The organism is Mucilaginibacter sp. GW822-FHT03E02, from assembly GCF_058801545.1.
The window spans coordinates 2,136,313-2,162,813 of sequence record NZ_JBXANJ010000001.1 but is presented as its reverse complement, the minus strand read 5'-3'; the positions used below and the strand labels follow the sequence as shown (position 1 = coordinate 2,162,813).

The 26,501-nt window shown below is 43.9% G+C and carries 25 protein-coding genes; 11 read left to right on the top strand and 14 right to left on the bottom strand.

The genetic code is table 11. The annotated features are described in order from the left end of the window. Positions 1-148: 148 nt before the first annotated feature. Together AC1RM2_RS09205 and AC1RM2_RS09200 are read right to left on the bottom strand one after the other, a co-directional pair. On the bottom strand, positions 149-1,252 hold the full coding sequence (locus AC1RM2_RS09205) for an NADH:flavin oxidoreductase (protein ID WP_492984755.1): 1,104 nt from the start codon (positions 1,250-1,252) through the stop codon (positions 149-151). Between the two features lie 28 nt (positions 1,253-1,280). Next, positions 1,281-1,580: an ArsR/SmtB family transcription factor gene (locus tag AC1RM2_RS09200; protein WP_274209586.1), complete on the bottom strand. Its 300-nt coding sequence runs from the start codon at positions 1,578-1,580 to the stop codon at positions 1,281-1,283. A gap of 190 nt (positions 1,581-1,770) precedes the next feature. On the opposite strand from AC1RM2_RS09200, the gene AC1RM2_RS09195 reads away from it, so the two are divergent. Further along, on the top strand, positions 1,771-3,228 hold the full coding sequence (locus tag AC1RM2_RS09195) for a serine hydrolase (protein WP_492984753.1): 1,458 nt from the start codon (positions 1,771-1,773) through the stop codon (positions 3,226-3,228). Between the two features lie 34 nt (positions 3,229-3,262). Next, positions 3,263-4,174, top strand: a complete 912-nt coding sequence (locus tag AC1RM2_RS09190; RefSeq protein WP_492984752.1) for a hypothetical protein — start codon at positions 3,263-3,265, stop codon at positions 4,172-4,174. A 104-nt stretch (positions 4,175-4,278) separates the two neighbouring features. Here AC1RM2_RS09190 and AC1RM2_RS09185 read toward each other — a convergent pair whose 3' ends face one another. Further along, a complete protein-coding gene (locus AC1RM2_RS09185) occupies positions 4,279-4,758 on the bottom strand; it encodes a M15 family metallopeptidase (RefSeq protein WP_492984750.1) in 480 nt (159 codons plus the stop codon). Between the two features lie 29 nt (positions 4,759-4,787). On the opposite strand from AC1RM2_RS09185, the gene AC1RM2_RS09180 reads away from it, so the two are divergent. Continuing rightward, a complete protein-coding gene (locus AC1RM2_RS09180; protein WP_492984748.1) occupies positions 4,788-4,925 on the top strand; it encodes a hypothetical protein in 138 nt (45 codons plus the stop codon). A gap of 354 nt (positions 4,926-5,279) precedes the next feature. Here the strand turns inward: AC1RM2_RS09180 and AC1RM2_RS09175 are convergent, their stop codons facing one another. Together AC1RM2_RS09175 and AC1RM2_RS09170 are read right to left on the bottom strand one after the other, a co-directional pair. Next, entirely contained in the window at positions 5,280-6,449 is a 1,170-nt protein-coding gene (locus AC1RM2_RS09175; protein WP_492984746.1) for an MFS transporter, read from the bottom strand. Between the two features lie 6 nt (positions 6,450-6,455). Next, positions 6,456-7,205, bottom strand: a complete 750-nt coding sequence (locus tag AC1RM2_RS09170) for a DeoR/GlpR family DNA-binding transcription regulator (protein WP_492984745.1) — start codon at positions 7,203-7,205, stop codon at positions 6,456-6,458. A gap of 91 nt (positions 7,206-7,296) precedes the next feature. Between AC1RM2_RS09170 and AC1RM2_RS09165 the strand changes: the two genes are divergently transcribed. Next, positions 7,297-7,836, top strand: coding sequence for a 5' nucleotidase, NT5C type (locus AC1RM2_RS09165; RefSeq protein WP_492984743.1), 540 nt, complete (start codon positions 7,297-7,299; stop codon positions 7,834-7,836). Positions 7,837-7,973: 137 nt separating this feature from the next. On the opposite strand, the gene AC1RM2_RS09160 is transcribed toward AC1RM2_RS09165, so the two are convergent. Continuing rightward, positions 7,974-8,969, bottom strand: coding sequence for a hypothetical protein (locus AC1RM2_RS09160; protein WP_492984741.1), 996 nt, complete (start codon positions 8,967-8,969; stop codon positions 7,974-7,976). A gap of 296 nt (positions 8,970-9,265) precedes the next feature. Between AC1RM2_RS09160 and AC1RM2_RS09155 the strand changes: the two genes are divergently transcribed. After that, positions 9,266-9,628: a nuclear transport factor 2 family protein gene (locus tag AC1RM2_RS09155; RefSeq protein WP_492984739.1), complete on the top strand. Its 363-nt coding sequence runs from the start codon at positions 9,266-9,268 to the stop codon at positions 9,626-9,628. A gap of 323 nt (positions 9,629-9,951) precedes the next feature. Here AC1RM2_RS09155 and AC1RM2_RS09150 read toward each other — a convergent pair whose 3' ends face one another. Beyond that, complete coding sequence (locus AC1RM2_RS09150; RefSeq protein ID WP_492984737.1) at positions 9,952-10,428, bottom strand: DUF6702 family protein; 477 nt, start codon at positions 10,426-10,428, stop codon at positions 9,952-9,954. Between the two features lie 66 nt (positions 10,429-10,494). Here AC1RM2_RS09150 and AC1RM2_RS09145 point away from each other — a divergent pair, with 66 nt between their 5' ends. Together AC1RM2_RS09145 and AC1RM2_RS09140 are read left to right on the top strand one after the other, a co-directional pair. Then, positions 10,495-11,085: a HupE/UreJ family protein gene (locus tag AC1RM2_RS09145; protein ID WP_492984736.1), complete on the top strand. Its 591-nt coding sequence runs from the start codon at positions 10,495-10,497 to the stop codon at positions 11,083-11,085. Beyond that, on the top strand, positions 11,082-13,418 hold the full coding sequence (locus AC1RM2_RS09140) for a M1 family metallopeptidase (protein WP_492984734.1): 2,337 nt from the start codon (positions 11,082-11,084) through the stop codon (positions 13,416-13,418). Before AC1RM2_RS09145 ends, AC1RM2_RS09140 begins: the two co-directional genes overlap by 4 nt. Positions 13,419-13,536: 118 nt before the next feature. On the opposite strand, the gene AC1RM2_RS09135 is transcribed toward AC1RM2_RS09140, so the two are convergent. Beyond that, the gene (locus tag AC1RM2_RS09135) at positions 13,537-14,037 is read right to left on the bottom strand and encodes a DUF6169 family protein (protein ID WP_492984733.1); all 501 of its coding nucleotides are present in this window, start codon (positions 14,035-14,037) and stop codon (positions 13,537-13,539) included. 163 nt (positions 14,038-14,200) lie between these two features. Further along, positions 14,201-15,370 carry a hypothetical protein gene (locus AC1RM2_RS09130; protein ID WP_492984732.1) on the bottom strand — a complete coding sequence of 390 codons (1,170 nt, stop codon included), beginning with the start codon at positions 15,368-15,370 and terminating at the stop codon, positions 14,201-14,203. A 371-nt stretch (positions 15,371-15,741) separates the two neighbouring features. On the opposite strand from AC1RM2_RS09130, the gene AC1RM2_RS09125 reads away from it, so the two are divergent. After that, entirely contained in the window at positions 15,742-16,059 is a 318-nt protein-coding gene (locus AC1RM2_RS09125) for a hypothetical protein (protein ID WP_492984730.1), read from the top strand. A 107-nt stretch (positions 16,060-16,166) separates the two neighbouring features. Further along, positions 16,167-18,353, top strand: a complete 2,187-nt coding sequence (locus AC1RM2_RS09120) for a TonB-dependent receptor (protein ID WP_492984729.1) — start codon at positions 16,167-16,169, stop codon at positions 18,351-18,353. A gap of 350 nt (positions 18,354-18,703) precedes the next feature. On the opposite strand, the gene AC1RM2_RS09115 is transcribed toward AC1RM2_RS09120, so the two are convergent. The 3 genes from AC1RM2_RS09115 to AC1RM2_RS09105 all read right to left on the bottom strand — a co-directional run bounded on the left by AC1RM2_RS09115 (position 18,704) and on the right by AC1RM2_RS09105 (position 20,116). Next, positions 18,704-19,096, bottom strand: coding sequence for a DoxX family membrane protein (locus AC1RM2_RS09115; RefSeq protein ID WP_492984728.1), 393 nt, complete (start codon positions 19,094-19,096; stop codon positions 18,704-18,706). Positions 19,097-19,221: 125 nt separating this feature from the next. Next, a complete protein-coding gene (locus tag AC1RM2_RS09110) occupies positions 19,222-19,512 on the bottom strand; it encodes a putative quinol monooxygenase (protein ID WP_492984726.1) in 291 nt (96 codons plus the stop codon). Further along, positions 19,478-20,116 (bottom strand): NAD(P)H-dependent oxidoreductase, encoded by a 639-nt coding sequence (locus AC1RM2_RS09105; protein ID WP_492984725.1) that lies wholly within the window; start codon positions 20,114-20,116, stop codon positions 19,478-19,480. The genes AC1RM2_RS09110 and AC1RM2_RS09105 overlap by 35 nt, the downstream gene beginning before the upstream one ends. 99 nt (positions 20,117-20,215) lie before the next feature. Between AC1RM2_RS09105 and AC1RM2_RS09100 the strand changes: the two genes are divergently transcribed. After that, the gene (locus AC1RM2_RS09100; protein WP_492984723.1) at positions 20,216-21,112 is read left to right on the top strand and encodes a LysR family transcriptional regulator; all 897 of its coding nucleotides are present in this window, start codon (positions 20,216-20,218) and stop codon (positions 21,110-21,112) included. A 131-nt stretch (positions 21,113-21,243) separates the two neighbouring features. Further along, the gene (locus tag AC1RM2_RS09095) at positions 21,244-24,792 is read left to right on the top strand and encodes a DUF7948 domain-containing protein (RefSeq protein WP_492984721.1); all 3,549 of its coding nucleotides are present in this window, start codon (positions 21,244-21,246) and stop codon (positions 24,790-24,792) included. On the opposite strand, the gene AC1RM2_RS09090 is transcribed toward AC1RM2_RS09095, so the two are convergent. Next, positions 24,779-25,564, bottom strand: coding sequence for a polysaccharide deacetylase family protein (locus AC1RM2_RS09090; protein ID WP_492984720.1), 786 nt, complete (start codon positions 25,562-25,564; stop codon positions 24,779-24,781). The genes AC1RM2_RS09095 and AC1RM2_RS09090 overlap by 14 nt on opposite strands. Then, the gene (locus AC1RM2_RS09085; RefSeq protein WP_492984718.1) at positions 25,545-26,495 is read right to left on the bottom strand and encodes a glycosyltransferase family 2 protein; all 951 of its coding nucleotides are present in this window, start codon (positions 26,493-26,495) and stop codon (positions 25,545-25,547) included. The genes AC1RM2_RS09090 and AC1RM2_RS09085 overlap by 20 nt, the downstream gene beginning before the upstream one ends. Positions 26,496-26,501 lie beyond the last annotated feature (6 nt).

Sequence of the window (26,501 nt, the reverse complement as noted above, 5' to 3'; positions counted from 1 at the left end):
AGGCGGGGCCGCGCTTTCCGTTCATACGCGCACAAAGCCTTAACCACGGGCCGGTATCCACTGCAATCGCTAATGCGGGGGAAAGGGAATTTTGGGAAGAGAAAAGACTTGCGAAGTTTCTAAAACTTCGCAAGTCTCACAGATGTCATTACACCAATTGCGCCAAAGCTTCTTTGCTAAAACCTTTTAACTCTTCGGTACGGTTATCGCGAATTTTTTGTGCCCAGTGTGGGTCGGCCAGTAGGGGGCGGCCAACGGCTACCAGGTCAAAATCGCCACGGTCCATGCGGCGCAGCAATTCATCTAACGAGCTTGGGTTTGAGCTTGCGCCACCAAAGGCAGCCAAAAACTCACCATCTAAACCAACAGAACCAACGGTAATGGTTGCTTTACCTGTTACTTTTTTGGCCCAGCCGGCAAAGTTTAAATCCGAACCTTCAAAATCGCTTTCCCAGAAACGGCGTTGAGAGCAATGGAAAATATCCACGCCGGCATCGGCCATTGGGTTTAACCATGCTTCCAGCTCTTGTGGGGTTTTGGCAAGCAGGTTGTTATAGTCGGCAGGTTTCCATTGCGATAGGCGGATGATGATAGCAAAATCCTCGCCAACTTGTTTCCTTACTTCTTTAATTACTTCAACTGCAAAACGGCTACGCTCTGGCAGGGTTTTGCCGCCGTAAATGTCGGTGCGAGTGTTGGTGCCGTCCCAAAAAAACTGGTCAATGAGGTAGCCGTGTGCGCCATGAATTTCAACACAGTCAAAACCTAATCTTTTGGCATCAGCGGCAGCGCGGCCAAATGCGGCAATGGTATCGGCAATATCAACATCGGTCATGGTGTTGCCATTGGTATTGCCCGGCCTGTTTAAGCCCGATGGTCCTTCAAATGGCTGCGACGGCACCCAGCCCGAGCGGTGGTTATCCATAATGCCCATATGCCAGATCTGCGGGCCCATAGCGCCACCAGCGGCATGTACATCGTTAATTACATTTTGCCAGCCGGCCAATGCTTCGGTACCATAAAAGTGGGGGATGTTGGCATCGTTTGATGACGATACCCTATCGATAACGGTGCCTTCGGACAGTATCAAACCCACTTCGCCTTCGGCGCGTTTGCGGTAATAAGCTGCAACATCGGCAGTTGGTACACCGTTTGGCGAAAATGAACGCGTCATGGGCGCCATTACAATGCGGTTTTTGATATTTAACGATTTCAGGCTAAACGGCCTGAACAAGGTGTTATTAGTGCTCATGTATAGTTTGTGTTTTGTAAATGCTTGATTATAAATCCGATTGTACCAGTTTACTTAAAGCTGCAAAGGCTTCTTCGTTTCGTTTGTAGTAAGTCCACTGCCCAACACGGGTAGCGGTAACAAGCCCGGTACGCTGCATTAATGCCAGGTACTCTGATACGGTAGATTGTGTAAGCCCAGCCTTAGCCTGAATTTGGCCTACGCAAACGCCATTGGCAAACCCATATTCCTGCTGGGAAGGAAAATTAAGCTCGGGCTCTTTAAGCCATTGCAAAATCTGTAGCCGGGTTTTGTTTGATAGCGCCTTAAATATCTCTAACTGATCCATAGCACAAAGATATATCGACTTTTCCCGATATGTCAATTAATAGTGGAGAGATGACATTGGGTTGATAGTTAATGCTATTAATACAATGTTTGTTTTTTATATTTTATGAAATTTTATTCTGTTTATTTTTATATTTCAGAATTAAATTTTAATATTTGAATATAAAAGCCATCTATACCAAATAATTAGTATGAATACACTTTGCAAATTATCCGCTTTAATATTACTGTTATTAACAACATTAACCGCTTATACCCAAAACAACACAAAGGAAAACATTGCCAAAGTTGAAAACGGTTTGTTTGCGCCTATACAAATAGAGGGCGAAAAAAACTGGAATATATTGGATAGGATGGCCTTTTATAAAACGCCTGGGTTAAGTATAGCGGTTATTCAAAACTATCGCCTGGTTTGGGCAAAGGGCTATGGTTTCGCCAACGATAGTTCAAAAACGCCGGTTACCACGCAAACGCTTTTCCAGGCTGGTTCCATAAGTAAATCGTTAAACGCTGTCGGCATACTTAAACTGGCCGAGGAAAAGAAAATCGATTTATATGCCGATATCAATGTCTACCTAAAAAGCTGGAAGTTTCCATATGATAGCCTATCAAAAGGAAAAAAGATCACCATGGCAAACCTGTTGAGCCATACCGGTGGGATAAACTTGCAAGGCTTTGGTGGTTACCTGCCAGGCAAGCCACTGCCAACCATAGTGCAGGTTTTAAATGGCGAAAAGCCGGCCAATAGTCCCCGTATACGTTCTGCTTTTGAACCTGGATTACGACCTGAATATTCGGGCGGTGGGGTCATCATTTCACAGCAAATTGTAATGGATGTTACCGGGCAGGATTATGCGGGTTACATGGAAAAAGCCGTGCTAAAACCGTTGGGCATGAATAACAGCACCTTCAGCCAGCCTCCTGCCGCTGTTTATGAGGGCAAGCTGGCCACCGGTTATAATATAGTTGGCAACCCTATTCCCGGAAAGTACCGTATTTTTCCGGAACAAGCCGCCGCCGGCTTGTGGACGAATCCTACCGACCTGGCTAAATTTGTTATCGGGCTCCAATTGGCTTATGAGGGTAAATCGGCTAAAGTTTTAACACAACAAAGCGTTGGGCTGATGTTTACACCGTACCAAAATAAAATGGGAATAGCACTTGGAACTTTTATAAATGTATTGGATAGTACAAAATATTTCACCCATCCGGGATCGACTGTAGGTTTCCAGAGTATTTATTATGGCAGCCTGCGAGGCGGCAATGGCGTAGTAGTGATGCTTAACAGTGGCAGCCAGCAATTAGCAACCGAAGTGGTAAACAGTGTGGCAAAGGTTTATGAGTTTAAAGATATGTACCATCCAAATATTAAAAAACGGATTTCTACACCCGCAGCCGATGTATTGCAAACGTATACTGGGCAATTTCAGCTGGCACCCAACAGAGTTTTAACCATTTTATTTGAAGAAGGCCACTTTTATGTAAGGATGCAGGGTGAAACGAAACGCGAACTATTTGCCGAGACCCCAAACAAATTTTTCCTGCGCGACTTGCCTTATGAACTGGAATTTGCAAAGGATACCGATGGGAGTGTTAATTTGGTATTGTATGCCGATGGGGGAAAAATGGAGACTAAACGGGTGAAATGATATGGAAAGGCAATGGATCGGGTTAAAACATAGCATGCATAGCTTGATATATTATGCCATTTTTTTCTTTTTTATGACAAGTACTTCGTCATGTTTAAGTAACAGCAAAAAGAAAATAGCGTTGCCTAAGGGAGAAAGTCAGGCTGCGTGGTGGCGGCGTATACTCATCCGGGCAGAGAAGGACCATGAAATATACGGTGCTTTTGACGTATCTAAAGATACCATCATATTGCTCAGACGCTCTGTTGGTATCGAATTAAGTGCCGATCATGGTAAAACATGGAAGTGGTTAGGTAAAAAAATATTCCGCATAGATGAGTTTACGATTGATGATAAAGGAGTATGGTGGGGATTGGAACGCTGGATGGGCATTCATGAACCAAGTTATTGCAGAATGCATTCGTCCAATGATGCCGGAAAAACCTGGACAACCTACGAGTTCAATACGAGTATCTTTTTTCCATTTCATATTAATTCAAAACCCCGCCAACCACTTGAAGTAATTGATGGCTGGAGCAAAAAAATACACAGGCTTACTGGAAATGATGCCTGCCGTAACTGGCAATACCTAAAGCGGCATTACGAAAGAGAAGTTGACCTGGCAGATATTTCGGTCGGAAATTATTCTATCAGTGATAACCTCAACAATAGTAAGCTTTACGTGAAAAGAGATAACAACAAAATTGATACGTTAGTAAGCTTTACAAGGGCTTACAATATATATAAAATGGAGATGAGCAAAAACACCATCTATGTCGCGGGCCAAGATACCATCGGTAAAAATTCCTATTTCGCTGTAGTAAAAAATGAAAGGTTATTACATGAATTTACCATTCCCGGTGGCGATATCAATTTAATTAAAACGCGGTTTAACCATATTTATTTGACCAGCACCGATGGCGCATATCAATATAAAAACAGTGCGATAGTCAATATTTATAAATAAAATTCTTGTTACCTACAGCGCAGATTTTGCATTCGCGTTAGCCAAAAATGGATACCGGCCATGCGTGGGGTTGAAAGATAAAAAGTAAATACTATAACGATGGTTTATTGCTTTAATTGAAAGTGAGGTTTATCAACAGGCGCAACCGGTGGTTTCCAATCGCCACCCCAGGTAATTTCAATCTCTAAGTTTTTGGCAACTTGTTTAATGTGCTTAGCAATGGTTACAAGTGCTGCTCCTGCCCCAAAATCAATTTTACCATTAATATAGGGGTACAGATCAACCGCGTGCCCGTAACCATCTGCTTTTTTTTGATGATTTGATTTATGCAGCACGCCGTCGGCATTTGTATTTGTATCGCCAAACGGTTTACCCGGTAAAGGACCTGTATTGGGGTTTATAACTGTACGCCCCCATGTGTAATATTTTTGCTGTGTAGCCAATGATCTAACGCCTTCATTGATAGAAAAATCTATTGGACTATTGGTAATAGCGGTGGTTAAAACTTTAACTAAATCAGGATGTACCCCTATGAGGGCTTTTTGACTCGCTGCCCCGAAAGAATAAGTTTTTATTGGTTCCATTACTTTGTTGGTTTATTTACTTCTTTGAAATGAATTTTACCTACGGTGGCGGTGTTGCCGGCCGCTGTGCGGCTAAATCAATGTTAATTGCCCTGTTTCATTCGCAATTTCCCGCCGATAATCGTTCTGTGATCTTAAATAAGATGACTTTTATTCAAACTGGCTAATAGCCAGCATATTGTAACCTTCGGTCGATGTCGCCACCGTAACCGTGCACGTTCGGGTATATTTATGCCCGGAAAATGAATATTGAGTTTTAGAAATATCTGTGGGTAAGGTTACAAATGAGGTCATCGTTGATAAAGTATTGGTTTGCATAAAGTTAACGAAATATATTTCAGCAAACAATAACATTTCAACAAAATAAATTACAGGTGGTGTGCTCCCCGCTCCCCGCAGCTTTGCGTTAAGGACAAAAGTGGATACCGGCCCTGCACGGGCATCGCGGGCCGGCAGTGCCTAATGCCTGAGCAGTATGAACGGATGGCCTGGCCGCAGGCAACGCCCTTATAGAAAACTATCTACGCTAATTCCAGTTCTCTTTTCATCGCTGCCTGCCTTTTAAAGAGCATCACCGCAAACAATGCCCCGGTTACTGCCATTACAACGCCAACCAATTCGGGCGAAGTAAATCCGTAGCCCATGGCTATGGGTAGGCCGCCAAGGAACGCGCCTAAGGCGTTGCCGGTGTTAAAGGCGGCTTGTGTGGCTGCGGCGCCCAGCATTTCGGCCCCTTTGGCGGTGCGGATCATGAGGATCTGGATAGGGGAGCCGATGGCCATAGACAGGCTGCCGGTTATAAACGTCATGATGAGCGACAGTGCCTGGTTGCCCGATACAAAATAGATGGTGATGAGCGCCACGGCCATGCTGATTAACAATATTAAGCAGGCTTTTACAGGGGCAACCCAGTCGGCCAGTTTGCCGCCCATAAAATTGCCTATTACCATGCCCAGGCCGGCAATGATAAGTACTAAGGGTACGGTATCTTTTGAAAAATGGCTCACATCGGTCATGAGTGGGGCTATATAGCTGATCCAGCAAAACAGGCCGCCGGTGCCAATAGCAGTGATGAGTAAAATGAGCCAGGCCTCGCGGGTTTTAAAAAAGCCCATTTCTGATTTAATATCACCTTCACGGCTTACCGGCAAAGCCGGAAGCCAAAGCTGGATAAACAGCAGCGCCATCAGCCCGATAAAAGCGATAAGCCCAAACGTGTACCGCCACGAATAATGGTGACCGATGTAGGTACCCAGTGGAACGCTTAACAGGTTGGCAATGGTTAAACCGGCAAACATGACCGATATGGCCTGTGCCTGTTTTCCTTTCTCGGCCAGGCGGCTTGCCACTACCGAGCCGACGCCAAAGAACGCGCCATGTGGCAAACCGGACAACAACCGGGCGATAAACAAGGCATTATGATCGGGCGCGAAAGCCGAGAACGCGTTGAAAACGGTGAACATGACCATTAAGGCGATCAGTATTTTTTTAGGTGGATAATTGCTGCTGATGGCCACCAGTAAAGGCGCGCCGATGACAACACCAAGGGCGTAGGCCGAGATAAGATGCCCGGCCACGGGTATGCTCACCCGGAAATCTTTGGCGATATCGGGCAGCAGGCCCATCATTACAAATTCGGTGGTGCCTATGCCAAGGCCGCCAAGGGTAAGGGGAATTAAATTCTTTTTCAATGAGGGTTAAATTATGGTGATGCCGGCTTGCTTGTAAGCGGTCAGCCTATCGTCGCTGGCTTCGGCATCGGTAACAATGATATCTATAGCTGTCGCGGGGCTTATGTAGTACGATTCGGCCGTGTTTAATTTATCAATGGTAGATAGGGCGATGGTTTGGCCGGCCATTTCCATCATGGTACGTTTTACCTGTGCTTCGTCGTGGTTTACGGTAGTTAAGCCCATGGTGGGGTGAATGCTGCAAACGCTCATAAGGCACAAGTCGGCACGGAAGTTTTTGAAAGTCTGGATGGTTTCATATCCTATAGTGGTAAAAGCGGTTTTACAAAGCCGGCCGCCTGCAAATATCACTTCGGCGGTGGGATGATCTTCCAGCACACTCACTACCGGGAAGCTGTGGGTAACTACCGTGATCTTCATGTCGGCTGGGATCAACTCCGCCAGGGCCTGTATGGAAGTACCGCCATCCAGGAAAATTACCTGCCCGTGTTTTATGAATTGCAATGCCTTTGAGGCTACGATGCGTTTTTGCGCCATATCGTGCTTTTCCCTGGCCCGGAAGTGGTGTGGTATAGGTGAGTGCGCCACAGCACCGCCGCGCACGGCTTTGAGCAGGCCCTGGTCCGACAGGATCTTGATATCGCGGCGGATGGTATCTTCAGATACATTGAGCGCGTTGCTGAGGTCGGTAAGTGATACGCTGCGCTGCCTTGCCACATTCGCCAATATTTGTTCTAAGCGTTCGTCCTTAATCATAGCTTAATTGCAATTTGTTGCAAAATTAAAAATAAAAATTGCAAAATATTGCATAAAATGATTTTATTTGCAGAAAAATATTGCAAACCAGATGAAAAAAACGATAGCAATTGACATGGATGGCGTAATGGCCGATACCGAACCCCATTTTTTTGACTACTATGAACAGGAAACCGGAATAAGGCTTACCCGGCAGGATATTGCAGGCATGACCGAGTACGACGCTTTTAAAGGCAAAGGCCACGGGATGGTGAATAAACCCGGTTTTTTCCGCACGCTGCCGCTGATGGAAGGAGCGGTTGAAGCGATAAAATCATTAATGGAAGATTTTGAGGTGTACATTGTATCTGCAGCTATGGAGTTCCCGCTGTCGTTGTCCGAAAAGTACGAATGGCTGGCCGAGCACTTCCCGTTCATCCACTGGCGAAACATTGTTTTTTGCGGCGATAAAAGCATTATCAAAACCGACTTTTTAATTGACGACCACTGCAAAAATCTGGATTACTGCCACGGTAAGCCCATTATGTTTGATGCTTTCCATAATACCAACCTGCATCACCACCAGAGGGTTAATAATTGGGCCGAGGTGCTGGAGTTGCTGGAGGGGGAACGGGAAAGAATCAAGAATTAAGACAGTTTTGTAGGGATGGATTGGAGTAGGCTTAATAATGCGGAAGGAGGTAGTGCTTATTACTTATAAAATATTCAATTTTCCTGTCATGCTGGAAAACGAAGGCTCTATTTACCGCATCGCATTATTGCCCTGTTTTAACTAAACTCATGGTATCCCATTTTATCTAAAACGGCCCTGTTTAACTTATCTTGTTTAGATTTCCAGGTATAAAATGCCAGTATTTTTAATTTTTCCGGGAACTTGTTGGTGATAAACTTTTCAAAATCTATCGCTGCCCCCGAAACCCTCAAATGCTCAAGTGAACTTAGTAGCTCAAGTCCAGTCATTGATTTCAGTGATTTGCAATTCAGTATTTTTATATCTTTTAAAAGCTTTAATTCCGGAAAATCTATCTCTTTTAATTGAATTTCATTTTCAACATGCAACGTTCTTAAGTTTTTAAACTTTTTGATGGCTGATAGCTCATTAAATCCTCTAACCCAATCAATAGTAAGATTTTCAATGCTATTTTCGTCTATCTCGTTGATGTCAGTCCTGCTGCCAAGGATGATTGACAATGTTTCAAGGTATTTAAGATCGTTAACAAAACTTAATGGCACCTTGCTGACTGAATTCAATCGAAGTGTTTTTAGTTGTGTTAAGCTTGATAAAGCACTGATATTTTTTGTATGCCCAACTATTTGCAGATCTCTTAAATTGGTATAGTCTTTAAGGTAATCAAGATTAAGCGCTTTACTTTTTGTATCACCAATTGACAGTTCATTAACACTCTTTAGATTATCAAAAGATAATATTTCTAAATTTTCTAATTCAAATATCCCTAAGCGTATCTTATTTAAATATTTTAACTTTTTTAAATTTTCAATATTCTTAACGCTCCTCACGCAGTCAATAGCTAAGGCTTTCACATTGGGAATTTCATCAAGCGTTGCACAATCAAAGCCATCATTGTAAAACCTTACCATTAACCTGGAGCTGTTTTCTGAAACTAACTTATCTATTTGTAAAAGAGTTTCGGAGGTATAAACTGGTTTTGAAAATTGTATGATTACTTCCTCATTATCTAACAACCGGTCGTTTAAAATCTGTTCATCAATGATTGCCTGGTCCTGGATTCTAAAGTGTTTCACGTAATGATTTTTGTTGTTTTAATATTTATGTCGATAAATCTATACTTCAATTGATGCGCAATGAAGTTAGTAAATAATGTTAATTGGTAATGTACATCAAACTCCTACATTACCTGCACACATCATGAAAAGGGAAACAACCAGGCTATGCTTTGGAGATAATGACGGCAGGATGAACATAGCGATGTTCGGAGTGCATCGACTTGCCGCCGCCCCCTTTTTTCATTTATTAAACTACTTTAATTTTATTGCGGCTAAGCCTCAGTTCCTTTGTATCACATTAAAACGTAATACAAATGAAAACATCACCAGAAGAAACCATTAAACAATACGTAGCCTCGTGGAACGTACAAGGCGAGGACGACATTAAAGCGGCATTTGCCAAATGCTGGGCTGCCGGGGCCACCTATACTGATCCGAATTATGAAAATGTAACCGGGGTAGATGGCATAGCCGCGCTGTGCGTAGGCTCGCACCAGTTAGCGCCAGGCCGCATCTTTCACGTACACACCCTGCCCAATCATCATCATAACGTGGCTTTGTACACCTGGACGGTTGACATCCCCGGTAAAGAAACCAAGGGCGGTACAGATTATATTGAATTTGATGAGGACGGGAAGATAGCAAAGTTGGTGAGCTTTTTTCCGCCGTTGCAGTAACAAGCCATTTTGTCATTGCGAGCGATAGCGTGGCAACCTCGTCGCCCATGCACGGTAACTGTACAGGACTCCTCTGTATGGCTACGAGATTGCTTCGTACCTTATAATGACGCGCTTGTAAGTTATTGATTGTCAATATCAAATATCCGTCATTGCGAGGCACGAAGCAATCCCCGACATGCTAAGTCCCACATAGTTCGGGATTGCTTCGTGCCTCGCAATGACGGTAGTTTAGAACATTCGTTTAACTATACCCGTTGCACGTTATAATGATTTTTTTCAGGTTTTACCTGATGAATACTCGCAATGACAAAGTTTATAACCTAAAACACAAACCCCGCTTCACTATCCGGGTTATCCAGTTTATCGCTCTTGCGCTCGCCGCCTACGGTTACGTGCAGCATGTTTATTTGCTGGGGGTGTTCGGTATAAAGCAAATCGTCGTGCACATCAACCTTTTTGGGTTTGCTGACGCCTTTGGCTTCAAAGTATACCCAGGCGCCGTCTTCCTGTATCTCGTAGCCCAGGTAGGTTAGGGCAATAACTTTATTATCGGCTTTTATAGTCAGGTGCTTTTTGATGTAGTCGTTCAGCATCTCGTTTAGCTTCGCCTTGTCTTTTGGGTGCACAATATCAACCGGGGTTTTGTATTGCTTTTCTATGGTGCGTTCCAGGTCGTCGTAAAAAACGCGGCAGCTTACTTCAACGTTTTGGGTTTTGGCGTTGTGGGTAATTTCGGTAACGCTTACAAAAAAGGGGTGGAATAAGCTGAACAAGCTTATCATCATCAACTGTAACATCTCTCGTCCGGGTGTTTTATTTTCGACAAAAAACGTTATTTTTATTGGCAATTGCGAATTAGCTCAATGACTGACTTTTCATTATACTTCCAGTTAGGATGGCAACACATCTGTAACTGGGAGGGGTACGACCATATTTTATTCGTCGCCGTGCTTTGCGGTACCTACCTGCTGGCCGACTGGCGTAAGGTGTTGGTACTCGTTACTGCCTTCACTATTGGTCACTCTATCACGCTGGCTTTAAGTGTGTTAAATGTTATTCGTATCAATACATCGCTTATTGAGTTTTTAATTCCCGTTACTATAGTTTTTACAAGTTTGGTTAATGTGCTTAATAAAAAGCGCAGCGCCAACACCATGCGGCTTAACTATAGCCTGGCTTTATTTTTCGGGCTTATCCATGGCATGGGCTTTTCAAACTATTTAAAAAGTTTGCTGGGCAGTAGTACCAATATCACCGGCGAGTTGTTCGCTTTTAACCTTGGGCTGGAGTTTGGGCAGGTATTAATTGTAATATCTGCGTTACTTATCTCCTGGCTCCTTATCAAATTTGCCAAAACATCACAGCGCGACTGGACAATGTTCCTGTCGTCGGCCATATTTGGAATTGCTTTTATTATGTGTATCGAACGTTTTTTCCTAATTAAATTCAGATGAATAAATTTTACCCTGCCCTATTTTCGTGCCTCATGCTGGCCTCGGCATCATGGGCACAACACGACAACAATCCCGGCTCAAACCACGGTAACCGTTTTGAGCAGCTGGGTACCATGCTAAGTACCCCAAACAGCTATCGCTCGGCATCGGGTGCACCTGGCCCCAAGTATTGGCAACAAAAAGCCGATTACGAAATTAACGCCACGCTTAACGACGATAAGCAGCGTTTGGATGGATCGGAAACCATTACGTACAGTAACAACTCGCCCGATGCGCTTACCTACCTGTGGGTTCAGCTGGATGAAAACCAGCACATGAAGGATGCCGAAAGCTTTACTACTGCCGAAAGCAAAATGCAGGGCAAGATGACCATGCGCCAGCTGCAAGGCGTTATGGGCCACAACCTTGATTTGGGTAACCACATCGAGAGCGTAAAAGATGCCAATGGTGGTGCCCTTACCTACACCATTAACGAAACCATGATGCGTATTGAGTTACCAGCCACTTTGGCACCGGGCGCAAAATTTAAGTTTAAAATTAACTGGTGGTATAATATATCAGATAGGATGACCATTGGCGGCCGCGGCGGGTACGAGTACTTTGCCGAGGACAACAACTACCTGTACACGATGACCCAATGGTACCCAAGGATGGCTGTTTACAGCGATTTCCAGGGATGGCAAAACAAACAGTTTTTGGGCAGCGGTGAGTTTGCCCTAACCTTTGGCGATTTTAAAGTGAACATTAACGTACCTGCCGATCATTTAGTAGGCGGTACGGGCCAATGCTCCAACTATGCTCAAAACCTTACCGGCGCACAGCTAAGCCGCTGGAACAAGGCGCAAACAGCAACCACCCCGGTGCAGATAGTTACCTTGGATGAAGTTAAAAACGCCATGAAAGGCCATGCAGCCGCCCGCAAAACATGGAGTTTCCATGCCGAAAACGTGCGCGATTTTGCTTGGGTATCATCGCGCCGGATAGTTTGGGATGCCATGAGCGCCCAGATTGAAGGTGGCCGCAAAGCGATGGCCATGTCGTACTATGGCCCCGAGGCTTATCCGCTTTACAGTAAATACTCAACCAAAGTGGTTGCGCATACCATCAAAACGTATTCAAAACATACCATCCCTTACCCATACCCGGTGGCTATTTCGGTTGAGGCAGCAAACGGTATGGAGTACCCGATGATCTGCTTTAACTATGGCCGTGCCGAAAAGGATGGTACTTATAGCGAGGCCACTAAAAACGGGATGATAGGTGTAATTATCCACGAAGTTGGTCACAACTTTTTCCCGATGATCGTGAACTCGGATGAGCGCCAGTGGACCTGGATGGACGAAGGCCTGAACACATTTACGCAGTACCTTACCGAGCAGGAATGGGACCCTAAATTCCCATCGTCACGCGGTCCGGCATATAAAATTGTTGATTACATGAAAATGCCCAAGAACCAATTGGAGCCTATCATGACCAACTCCGAAAACATTATCATGTTTGGCCCCAACGCCTACGCCAAACCGGCTACCGCGCTTAACGTACTGCGCGAGACCGTAATGGGCCGCGAACTGTTTGATTACGCCTTTAAAACCTACGCCAAGCGCTGGGCCTTTAAACACCCAACGCCCGAAGATTTGTTCCGTACCATGGAAGATGCATCGGCGGTTGACCTGGATTGGTTTTGGCGCGGATGGTTTTACGGAACCGAGCCTGTTGATGTATCGCTTGACAGCGTGAAATACTACAAATTAAACAGTAAAAACCCCGCCCTTGAAGGCGCTACCGACCGTGCCGCGTACGACCATAACATGGAAAACATCAGTACCTCCCGCAACAAAGCGGCTGGTATGCAAACCACCGTAGAGGCCGATACCTCGCTACAGGATTTTTACAGTAAGTGGGACCGCTTTGCCCCAACACCTTTAACCGCTAAAGCTTACCAGGATATGTATGCTGGCTTAAGCCCCGAGGAAAAGAAATTTTACGACAGCAAAACCAATTTTTACGAACTTACATTCAGCAACAAAGGCGGACTGGTAAGCCCTATTATTATTGAGTGGACATACGCCGACGGCACCAAAGAAATTGACAAGCTGCCCGCCTACATCTGGCGTAAAAACGAATTTAAAGTAAGCAAGGTATTTGCCAAAGCCAAAGAAGTAAAATCTATCAAGCTTGACCCATACCGCGAAACCGCCGACATTGACGAAGCCAACAACAGCTGGCCCCGCGAATACGCCCCAACAAGGTTTGAGTTATTTAAACAACAGGTATTACCACGAGGAGCCACATCGGGCAGCAACCCGATGCAGGATGCGAGGAAAACGAATTAATATAATGAAGCCCCCGATGATGAGTTGGGGGCTTCATTATTATATCAATTTGAAAGATTGTCAATTGTTCTTTATAATAAAAACAATTGATAGGTATTTGGCTAACAATTAACCATCATCAAAACTTTTTAGTAAAAATATCTTCTGCTTTAGCAATAAATTCACTCTCGAGAATATGATGGTTAGGTAGGTCGGCTCGTGTTACAACCCCGCAGTAAATAACATCGTCTCCAATTTCGATATCTACCTTGTATAGTGTATAATTGCCATTTTTGTGCAGCCAATGCGAAAATAACTTTTGCCTCGCTTTTGCCCGTCCATCCATCGAATCGCAAACGTAAAGCAAAACCCGATTGCTATCCTGAAAGAATTTGTCTGCAATACTGTTTATTGTTAACAATATTCGAGGATCAAACTTTAGGCCCTCCGTGCTATCAGGGGTAAAACCGAAGTAATGAAACGTAATGTCATAGGCTGCAAGCACAAATGAAATGTGTTCTATTACAGCAGATGTAACATTTTCGAAATTATAAGTGTAGATATGCCCATGATCCGTCTCGAAATAGGCCTGGCCGTTATCGTACTTTAGGAGGTTGTACGGCAGTACAAGTTTTGGCATCAGCAATCTCTTTGGCTTTTTCCTTGAGCGACCTGGTAAACTCGTCGCGTTGACGCACAAAACTGATCACAGCTTTTGCTCGCGTTGAGTCTGGCTCAAATCTGATGACTTTACTTTTCATGATAATCAAATTTACTACAATTTAATTATTTAAACAAATTCCCTACAACTCATACGACGATTTCCTGCTCACCTCACTCACCAATTCCTTAATCAATTCTCTGCCGCTTTTCCAGCGTTTTAAGCGGTTGGTTTGTTGAATATCCAGCCTGGTTTTAATTTCATTGTCGGGTTGGTAGTAGTCCTGCATTATGGCTTTCATGGCATCGTGTATATCAGCTGCCGGGGCGTTTAACAGGAGTTCCGGGTTGTTTTTTACCAGGTCGGCAAGGGCGTCGGCCATGCTGGTGGCATAGTAGGGGCAGTCCCAATCGTGGCGGTAGGGGTTATCGCCTTTAATGTTTACTTTTTGTAAGGGGTGCGACAGGTCTTCCACTATTTCGGCGATCGCGTCGCCAAATATGTGCGAATATTCGGCAATAAAATGGTTCCACCAGCGCGGGTGATGGGGCAGGTCTTTAAGCAGGGTATCGCAAACCATTACACGGCGGGGAAAATCGGGGTTTGCAGGATCCATGATCACCAGCGATGCTCCAAAATGTCCCTCTTCGGGCGAATGCCTGCTGTAGATGACAAAAAATTGGAGCTGGGTCTCGCCTGCTTCATGCATTTGGGCTGTAAGCCCTTTTACATCCTGTAAACGTTCTTCCAAAAATCCACGTTTAAAAAGCACGTGCAGGTTGCCTGCCGACTTTGCCGTGCAATGCCTGCTATGTTCATCAAAAACGTTGCCGTTTGCCGGGCGGCTGCTAAAATGGTTGCCGCTGTTATACCTAATTTCCTCCGATCCATCGGGATAAGTGCTGATATCCGCGGTATCGCCCGCTTCGGTCTGCTTGCTGGGATGAACCGAGCGGAATGGCACGTGCATCCGTTCGCTGTCCATCCTGCGGGCAAGGTTATAAATGCGCTGTTCTGTGGGCGCCAATAAAGGGTCGCCGGTTATCGGGTCAAAATAAACAGCCCGTACACGCCGGCCCAGGTGGCATGCAATGGAACGATTGGTTAATAATTGTTGTATAGGGTGCCGCGTATTCAAAAACAAATCGCGCAGTGCGTCATTTGCTAAATAGTCGTCTAATGGCTGATCAAACTGCAGTAGCGTTTTGTCCTCGTGGTTATGCACCCATGCGCGCAAAAAATTGTGCACTTCCACCTCAAAACTGCGGTTGGCAGCTTCTGCTATCTCCTTAATACAAGTGCGTTGTTTCATAAACTCCATGGGGGCCAACAGTATCGCGGTGAAAAGCGCGATAAAGGCCAAAAGATACTCATAAATTACAGGATTCTTTTGTCTGAACCGGATTAAAGAATTAACAGAATTTAAAAAGCCAATTCGACAAATTCTAAAAATTCGTTTAAGTCAGTTTCAGACAATATTCTGTACATCCTTAAATTCTGAAAACGGCGTAGCCCTCTTGAACACCTTAAAAAACAATTAACCTGTGAAACATTCTGATTCAGACAAGTGCATGAGCGCCGCCCGCAGGGAATGCCATTATTGGAATTATCGATCTTCTATAAAATAAATTCATCCTGTTTGCAGGATTTTCACCTATCGCTAAATTATTTACCTTTGCCCCTGTGAAATTCTTTTGCTACCTATCGGCCATTATTGTGCTGCTGCTTACAGCAAAGCCTTGTTGTGCCGATAATGATTGTGGCATTAAAAACACGGTTGAAAAAAACACCCCGGCCAAATCATCACCCAAAGAAAAAGATTGCCAGGGTTGTTCGCCATTTTTTGCGTGTGGCGCATGTACCGGGTTTATCGTTGCCAAAGCGGTTGATCACAGTCCGTTTTTATTGCCCGAAAAGCATGTTAAGCATGTTATTACTTATCATCGCCCATACCCCGAAGATGTTGCCCTTTCAATTTGGCAACCACCCCAGATAAGTTAATACTACCCAAATTACAGCTAAGTAGCTGGCCATTACTAAATACAGTCTATCAGCTTTAAGCTTTGTGCATTCTGCTTTTAGCTTCTACATAACTAATTATCATATTTATGAAAAAAATTACAGTGCTTTTTACAGCACTTTTATATACCGCTACGGCGTATGCCCAGGATACGTTTAAGGCAATTATTAAAGATGCTAAAACTAACGAAACCCTTATTGGCGCTACAGCATTAATACAGGGAATTAATAGAGGGGCTACTGCCGATGCCGCAGGTCTTATCACCTTAACCAATATTCCCGCCGGTAAACAGTTTATCCGCTTTAGTTACATAGGTTATGAAAGCAGGCTGGATACTTTAACATTCCCGTTTACCCAAACAGAACCAATGGCCATCTTGTTACAACCTAAAGGAAAAGGCGATGGCGAGGAGCTGGGCGAGGTTACCGTGTCATCTACCCGTAGCAGTCGGACTATTGCCAATATTCCTACCCGGGTGGAGGTAATATCGGGCGAAGAACTGGACGAAAAAGCCAACATGAAACCCGGCGATATCCGTATGATGCTGGCCGAAAGTACAGGCATCCAAACGCAGCAAACATCGGCTACCAGTAACAACTCCAGTATCCGCATCCAGGGGCTTGATGGTAAGTACACGCAAATTATACGGGATGGTTTCCCGCTATATTCCGGCTTTTCGGGCGGTTTGGGTTTGCTGCAGATAGCCCCGCTTGATTTGAAACAGGTGGAGGTTATTAAAGGTTCATCGTCAACACTGTATGGTGGTGGTGCTATAGCGGGCCTGGTTAACTTAATATCCAAAACCCCAACAGATCAAAGGCAGCTCAACCTCCTGTTAAATGGCACATCCGCATTGGGTTTGGATGCCAGCGGTTTTTATTCGCAGAAGTTTAAGAAAATGGGCGCCACTATATTCGCGGCCTACAATCATGGTACAGCCTATGACCCGGCCCATGTCGATTTAACGGCCATCCCTAAGTACAACCGCTTTACGCTTAACCCCAAATTGTTTTTTTACCTTGACGATAAAACCACGCTGATAACAGGGATAAACAGCACTATTGAAAACCGCATAGGGGGCGACTTGCACTATATTGAGGGCGATGGCAATGTGCAGCATAGTTATTATGAAAAAAATAAAACAGGCAGGTACAGCACTCAACTTGAGCTTGACCGCACTTTGAGCGACAAAGAAAAACTGGTGGTTAAAAATAGCATAAGCTATTTTGACAGGGCTATTGACCTGCCGGACTATCGCTTTTCGGGCCTGCAGTTTTCTACCTATAGCGAGGCCACTTATTCGCGTAAAAGCGAAAAGTCTGATTGGGTTGCCGGGTTAAATTATCTTTCAGAAAAATTTAGCGAGGATCATAACAGCAGTTTCGCGCTCAGGGACTACAGTTACAATACCATCGGCGGCTTTATACAAAACACCTGGGATGCTACCCAAAAGCTGACGGTTGAGAGTGGCCTGCGCGGCGACTACCACAACAGGTACGGCTTTTTTATCCTGCCCCGCATATCGGCTTTGCTGAAGATCAACTCCCATTTTTCGACGCGTTTAGGAGGCGGGCTTGGTTATAAAGCGCCTACGGTATTTACCGAGGATGCCGAACGCATTCAGTTTAAGAACGTGCTGCCTATTGATGTTAAAAACACCACAGCCGAGCGCTCATACGGCGCCAGCTATGACCTGAATTACCGTACCGGTTTATTTGACGATAGGGTGAGCTTTAGCATTAATCAATTGTTTTTTTATACCCGGATAGAGAAACCCATCCTGCTTGCCTCGCTGCCGGATGGTAACCTGCAATACCAGCAACCCCGCGGCGACCTGAACACAAAGGGACTGGAAACCAATGTAAAGCTAACCTATGCCGATTTTAAACTATTTTTAGGATATACGCTTGCTGATGTAACACAACATACAGGCGACAATATTTCATTGTACCCTTTAGTATCTAAACACAGGCTGAATAACGTATTGGTTTATGAGATAGAGAATAAGTTAAAGATAGGTTTGGAAGCTTACTATTTTAGTCCGCAACGGTTAAATGATGGCAGCGCTGGTAGGGGCTACTGGACAACCGGGCTGATGGCCGAGAAGATATGGGAACGTTTTTCGCTATTTATCAACTTTGAGAACCTGACCGATACCCGGCAAACCAAATTCGATGCCATTTATACCGGTAGTATTACCAACCCGGTGTTTAAGGATATTTATGCACCGTTGGATGGTTTTGTTGTGAATGGGGGGATAAAGATAAGGTTGTAATAAGGTGGTGTTAGGTTAACGGCTTTGTATGAATCTGAAGGGCGCATATCGGCGAGTCGACTCACCCCGACGAGGCTACGCCCGTCTGCCCCTCTCTCCGACTGCGTCGCATAGAGGGGTAAAAAAAATAAAAAAGGAGCTTCACCTTCTTTGCGGCTTCAGCCGGAGAGAGGGTCGGCCAGCGCAGCGTAGCCGGGGTGAGTCGTAGCCGGCGTTCAAAGCCGATTTTTATTTTAACCGGAATCCGTCATCACACATAACCGTAGTGTTTGCCAAATGCGATGGATATCAAAGTGATTAAATAGAAACGCCTCGATGAGAGCGTCGGGGTATTTCTATTTAAAAGACCTTTACACCGTTGGCGCCGCTGTAAAAATACTTTTGTAATATTTAAAATAAGCTATCCCCAAAAACAGGTTTAAAATAACTACCCCTAAACCCATTGGCATACCAGCTGGTGCAAGCAGGGTATGAAAAAGGAAAATATTTAACGAAATAGGAAAAAGTACAAGTACAAACAGGGCGGTGTAACGGTTAACAAGCAATCCAACGCCGCAAGTAATCTCGATAACCTTCATATACTGGAAAAAGTAGCCCGAGCCAAATAGGCCGCCGCTGAAAGCCTGGGCTTTGTCGCTCATCACCGGCTGCGCCATCGGGATGAAGTGAAAAAAGAAATTAAGACCAAATACTACGAAGATGAGGCCCAGCAATATGCGGGCAATTAATACTGCAATTTTCATAATGTTGAGGTTAATATAAGTTTAAACACTAAGTTTGGTAATTTAAACGGAAAAAACAAATAGTGTTTCGCCGCAAATACCTACCCGGTGTTTAAACTTTGTATAAAATTACAGTCTCCTTAATTTCAACTAACCTTTTCGGTTTTATAAATCACAATTGTGCCGTCTATTATTTCTTTAACCTGTTCTATAAATGTTTTAATATGCGGTTGTTGCTCGTGTACGTCCAAACCTTCCTGGCTGGCCCAGGTTTCGTGGAAGATGAACTGGGTATCATCATCCGTTGATTGGTACAGCTCATATTGCAGGCAGGCTTCCTCTTTGTTCGATGCTGCTACCAGCAGCTCAAGGTAACCTTTTAGCTCTTCGGTATTACCCGGTTTACACTTCACTAAGGCTGTTAAGTATACTTTCATGGTTGTTTTGTTTTTCAATAAATAGCTTGTTTAAATGCTCCTGGTAATTTTGTAGGTTGGTTGCAATGTTAGCGTTCTTCATCACATCATAAAAATGAATGCTTTCTAAAGGTTCCATCCCCGTAAAGGCGTTCATGCGGTGAAAGCCAAACAGGGGGCCTTCATCAACACTGTGCTCATTAAAAAATTCGCCGGGCAATGTAAAGGCCGTTACCGGCGCGTTCCACGATGTGGTGAGCATATATTTTTTGCCATGCATCAACCCGCCGGTACCGTAATTAATGCCGGGGTTTTCGGCTGTGCGGCCATCGCTGCGGTAAATGCCGTTCTGGTAGCCCGCGGTAAAAACCTCATCAATATACTTTTTAAAACCATGTGGTAACTGAAACCACCAAACCGGGGTATGGTAAATAATTGCATCGGCCCATTTATAGTTTTCGGCCTCCTGTGCGGGGTCATAAGCGTTGTTGATATCGGTCGACCGCACTTCAAAATCAGGGTTTTCCTCAAAGTATTTTACAGTTGTATCCAGCAATGTTTTATTGAAGAGGCCGCCGGAGTGGGCGAAGATCTGCCCACCATTTATAACAAATATATTTTTCATTTTTTATCTCGTGTTAACTGGCATCAAAATTACGGTGCTGTTTACTATAATTAAAATAACATAAGTTATACATTTGTATTATAATTATGATGATTGGCTATGGTGAATTTAGAATGGTTCCGCACATTTAAGGCGATATATGAAACAGGTTCGTTAACCGGCGCGGCCGAATCCTTGTTTATTTCGCAGCCGGGGGTAAGCCTGCATTTAAGCTCACTTGAAAGTTATGTGGGCTACAAGCTGTTTGATCGCTCATCGCGCAAAATGGTATTAACCGAGCGGGCGAAGATATTGTATAACTATATACAGGAATCGATTTGTAAGTTGGAGGAAGCCGAGCGGCATTTTCATAAAAGTACCGAAAAAGATGTGCCTACCATTAGCATAGGCATGTGTTTTGAAACTTTTCAGTTTACGCTGGAATCGTACCTGCCCACGCTGCCATTTAACGTGATCATTAAATTTGGCGAGTACCCCCAAATGCTGGCCGATTTGGATAACGGTATCCTTGATATGATCATCACCCCGCAAAAAGGTGATTATAAGGGCTTGGAATATAAGCCTTTTTTTAAAGAGCGTATTGTAGTACTGGCGGGCCCGCAAACCGATGTGGATGAATTTAACAAGCTGCTCAAAACAAACGATTTGCCAAAAATACAGGATTGGCTAAAGGCCCAACCCTGGTACGGCTCATCGGGCGATATGGAGCACCTGCGGCGTTTCTGGCACACCAATTTTGGTAAACGCCCCGATTTTAAACCCAATTTTATAGTGCCCAACATGGGTTCCATCATCCGCTGCCTGAGCGGCGGAAAAGGTATTGCCGTAATCCCCGACTTCCTGTCAAAAACCGAGCGCGACCTGGGTAACATTAAACTGCTTTGGGAGGGTTATAATATTATAGAAAACACGCTGTACTTTGGCACACGCAAAAAATCTATCTATGCTAAGGAAGTGGCTATGGTTCAGGAAATTTTTGAACGGGAAATGGTGTGAGGGTAGTCATATTAGGCCGGTAAGCCTTTGCGTTTTGTTGACGCGTTATCAATAAACCGAACAAAATATCTAAAATATGCTTTAATTGCAATTTTTGAATTATATTCAATGCCAGCTAAGCCGATATCAGCATGTTTACCTGCAAACGCCTTCTTTATAATATATTAATCACCGTAGCTATTGTTATAGCATATGCACGCCAACTGAAAGCTGATGAAATTAAACCCACAACTGATCAACAAAAGGGTTTTGTTGAGAATGTTGGACAAATAAAAGATCAGAAAAACAAAGATAATGATCAGGTTAAGTTCCTGTTACCGCTATCTAAAGGGATGAATATACAGCTAAAGGCCAACAGCTTTAGTTATGATACCTACGTTGTACACCAATCGCAGTCGGGAAATGAGCGAAACCGAAGGGAAAGATTCAAACTTTCGGCAACAAACCATAAATACCAGGTGAGTTTTCACCGGGTTGATGTCGAACTTTTAAATGCCAACCCATCACCCCGAATTATAACCGAATATCCTTCGCATGTTTTACATATATATTATAACCAAACACGCAGCGGGCCATTGTATGCACATAGTTATCAAAAAGTAACGTATAAAAATATTTACCTGTTCATCGACCTGGTTTGTGAGGCAAAACTTATCAATGGGGAGATAGCATTTGAGTATTATTTTGTTGTTCATCCACAGGGAAATGTCAATCAGATCCGTTTGAAATACAAAGGGGCATTAAAAACCTATCTGAAAGAAAAAAAGATATACCTATCTGTAAACAAAGGCAGGTTTGCCGAACGTGTGCCATCAAGTTATGTAACTGCTGAAAAGCAGGTTGATGTTGACGAATTATCTGGCAAAAATAAGATTAACGTAAATTATGAACAAGTTGGTGTCAATACCTATGGATTTACTGCACCTGCATATGATAAGCGACATACGTTGATCATTGACCCAACGCCCGATCTGTTGTGGGGGACCTATTTAGGCGGAAGTGATGATGACATTGGGTACGCTATTGCCAAAGATGCTATGGGAAACCTATTTATGGCCGGCACAACCGACGATGATAACCTGGCCACATCTGGTGTTTACCAAAGCCAGATGCAAGGCCCCGGCGATGGCATGATAGCCAAATATAATGCTGCCGGTAAATTGGTTTGGGTAACCTATTATGGCGGCAATAATTATGATATTTTATATAGTGTTGCTGTAGATAAAAATAATGATGTGCTGGTTGCCGGTAATGCTTTTTCTGATAATAATATAACTACGGCCGGTGCGTTTGAGCCGGTGAAAAAAGGCCCTACATGGGGTACCAAGGCTTTTATAGCCAAGTTTAGTAATGATGGGGTAAGGAAATGGGCCACCTATGTTGGCGGCGACGGTGTTGAAACCGGATATGCCATAGCTACCGATAATGAAAATAATGTTTTGCTAACAGGCAGCACAACATCGTCGCAGGGTATTGCAACACCAGGTGCTTATCAAACGAAATTTATCGGCAGTATCGATCTGCAAATTTCTGACGCTTACCTGGTAAAGTTTGATGCCAGCGGAAACAAACTTTGGGGGACCTATTTTGGAGGCGCCGATGACGACCGGGGATATGGCATTACAGTTGATAAAAACGATAATATTATAATAACCGGTTTAACTTATTCTACGCAGGCTGTTGCATCGCTGCAAGCTGTACAAAAGACTATAGGGAGTGTAGCCCCGCAGGGTGGCGATGGTTTTGTAGCGAAATTTAATAGTACAGGAGCATTACAATGGGCAACTTATTGCGGGGGCGGTGGCGGCGATTACGGATGGTGTGCTGGTACCGACTCGCAAAACAATATCGTTATTGGGGGATATACCGGCTCACTAAATAATATAGCTACTGCCAACACACAGCAACCTTCAACTGCTGCCAATAATTATGGCGATGGCTTTATTATAAAATACACGCCCGATGGAAAGATTTTGTGGGGCACCTATTATGGAGGGAGTAGTACAGATTACATAAACGGATTGGCAGTTGATAAAAACGATAATATTTGGGTAACCGGCTCGGCCGGCACTAATGAAAATATTTCTACACCGGGAACTTACCAGCCGTTAAAGGGCGATTATAACTGTGCCTTTGTTGCCAAATTTAAAAATAATGGCAAGCGTATTTGGGGTACCTTTTATGGTACCGGCGGACCTTATGATAACGGGACCGGTTACGGTATTACTGTTACGGGGGATGGCGAGGCGGCCATAACAGGAAGAACAGGCTCCGTTAAAAATATCTCGTCGTGTGGAGCGGCACAGCCTAATTTAGCGGGTGTCCGGGATGCTTTTGTTGCCAAATTAACCGAGAGCAGCGGAGCATCTACTCTTCCTTCGGTATCCATAATTGCAGACCAAGGTGCCCCTGTATGCGTGGGTACTTTAATAAATTTTACAGCTGTACCTATAAACGGCGGTAGTGCGCCCGTATTTAAATGGAAAGTAAACGGCCAAGATGTTGGTGCAAATAGCAGTATCTATTCATCAACCCAAATCAAAAACGGAGATAAAGTTAGCTGTAGTATTGTCAGTAATTCGCCGTGTATTGTATCCAATACCGGTTTGTCAAATGTATTAGTGATGGTTGTAAATGAACCGGTTACGCCAGCAGTAACTATAAGCGCGTCTGCCAGTCATATTTGTTCAGGCACACCGGTTACTTTTACTGCACATCCTCAGTTTGAGGGGATGGCACCCTTATATCAGTGGAAATTAAATAACAATAACACCGGTAATAACAGCCCGGTTTATCTCAATAATTTGCTTAACGATGGTGATGTGATCAGTTGTACGTTAACTAATCCATCGGGATGTGTTACCAACGCGATGGCGGTTTCCAATACCGTAAAAATGGAAGTAGCAACAGTACTTACCCCTGGTGTAAGTATCTCGTTGTCAAATAATAATGTTTGTGAGGGTACGCCTGTAACATTTAAGGCTCAGGCACAAAATGTAAGTACGCAAGTTAACTATCAATGGAAGGTTAATGGGATAAACGCAGGTACTAACTCGGCTGTTTATGCTGCGGATAACCTTAAAAACGGAGATTTTGTGCAGTGTGAAATTACCGATGCTGCATCGGTTTGCCAACTGTCGGCCATTACATCAAATAGCGTGACCATGATAGTTAATCCAATCCCTATTGTTACAATTAGTGCTAATCAAACCATATTAAAAGGTAAAAGCACGGTGTTAAACACTTCTGCTTCAACCAATATAGTTAAATACGAGTGGAGCCCGGCCAGCGGGCTTGATGATGTTGGTGCGGCAAGCCCACTCGCCAGGCCCAATCAAACAACAATTTATAAGTTAACCGCAACATCGGCAAGTGGATGCCAGGCTACTGATAGTATAACTATAGCCGTAGTTACAGACATAGAGATTGTAAACACGTTCACGCCAAATAATGACGGGGTAAATGACACCTGGGATATTAAAGGTTTGGTTGATTATTCAAACTGCACTGTTGATATATATACCCGATATGGCCAGCATATATTTCATTCTTTGGGTTATAAGCAACCATGGAACGGCACATATAAAAATTCGCAGCTTCCATTTGGTGTTTATTATTATGTTATTAATTTAAAAAATGGAAAAAAGGCACTTGCCGGAAATGTTACTATTTTGAGATAGGATGCTGTTGCTTAGCAAACTCGTCCGTCCGCATAAATTCGTAGCCCTTTAATTTTCCCCAGCTGATAAACTCTTCCAGCCTGTTTGCAAACGGTTGCCCCGAGTTTTTGACCACATATTTAGGAAACCCAAAGCGGGCATCGTGCAGATTGGTAAATTCCCAGGGGTGAAAATACAGGTTAAGGTAGCCATCCTTTTTATGGGTGATACCGCTCATCCACTTTAACAGCCCCATGGGCAGGTTATGAAAGCTGAGCCAAAATAACGGGAAACGGATCAATGGCGATACTGATGCGGGTATCTGTAACACATCCTGATCGTAAAACCAGCTGCGGGGCTTACCAAAGTTATTGTACCTGCCGGGGATAAATGTGGGATTAATGGATGAATTGTAAGTATAGCCAGCTTTAGCTATTTCGCGCTCATCAACCGGCATCATCCTGGCCATGCGGAAGCCGGTAACCTCGGCTCCGGATATTTCTTCGAGTTTGGTTTTTGATTGCGCCAGGTGCTCGGGTTTAAAATCTGAATGATAGTAACCATGCGAGGCTATTTCATGGCCTTCGCTTACAATCTGGCTAATAACTTCCGGCTTATGCATGGCATAATTTGCGGTGCAAAAAAAGGTAGCCTTAATTTTTGCTGCTTTTAATATGTCCAAAATAACGTTAGTGCCTTGGGTTGATATAGACAGCTGCTCGGCGAAAGATATTTGTTTGCCATATTCCAATGGCATGTCAAACTCCTCGATATCAAACCCTAATAAGATCATTATTTACATTTACAAGGTTGGTAGACCTGATGAGATAATTTGGACGTGCTTTTGACTGCATAAATATTTTGCCTACGTATACGCCGATGATGCTTAATACCATTAACTGCAGGCCGCCAAAAAATGCTATGGTAGCTATGATAGATGCCCATCCGTTAACGGCATAACCTTCGGCAAAGCTAATCAAAACATAAGGGATGTAAAAAATAGTCATCAGGGAAACCGTTAGGCCAACGCCTGTCATGATATACAAAGGCCTTGCGCTAAACGCCATAATGCTGCCCACAGCCAGCTTTACAAGTTTTATAAATGAATAGCTTACTTCGCCGGTATGCCTTTTTGAGGGTGTGTACGGTATGCCGTATTGTTTAAAACCGGCCCATTTTATGATGCCCCTTAAAAACAACTCATGTTCATCAATTTGTTTTAATTGCCTCACAACCTTTTCGTCCATCAACCTAAAGTCGGCAGTGCCATCTTCCAGCTTAATGTCCGATAGCATGTTTATGCCCTTGTAAAAAAGTTTTGAAGTAGCTTTCTGGTAAAATTTTGCATGCGGATTTGCATTTTCGCGGTACGTATAAACAATATCATAGCCTTCTTCCCAAAACTGCAGCATTTTTATTATCAGGCTGGGTGGGTGCTGCATGTCGGCATCCATGGTTATAACGGCATCACCGGTAGCAATGCCGATGCCGGCCTTAAGGGCATTGTCTTTCCCAAAGTTCCTGGAAAGCTCAATGTAAAACACATTTGGGTATATCTCGGCATTGAATTTTATTTCGTTAACAGTGTTATCGCTGCTACCGTCGTCAACAAAAATCAACTCGAAATTATATTCGGTTTCGTTTAGGGTTTTGGTAAGCGCCTGGATCAGAAACCCCACATTATTCTGCTCATTATGGCAGGGGATAATGACAGAGAGTTTCATCTTTAA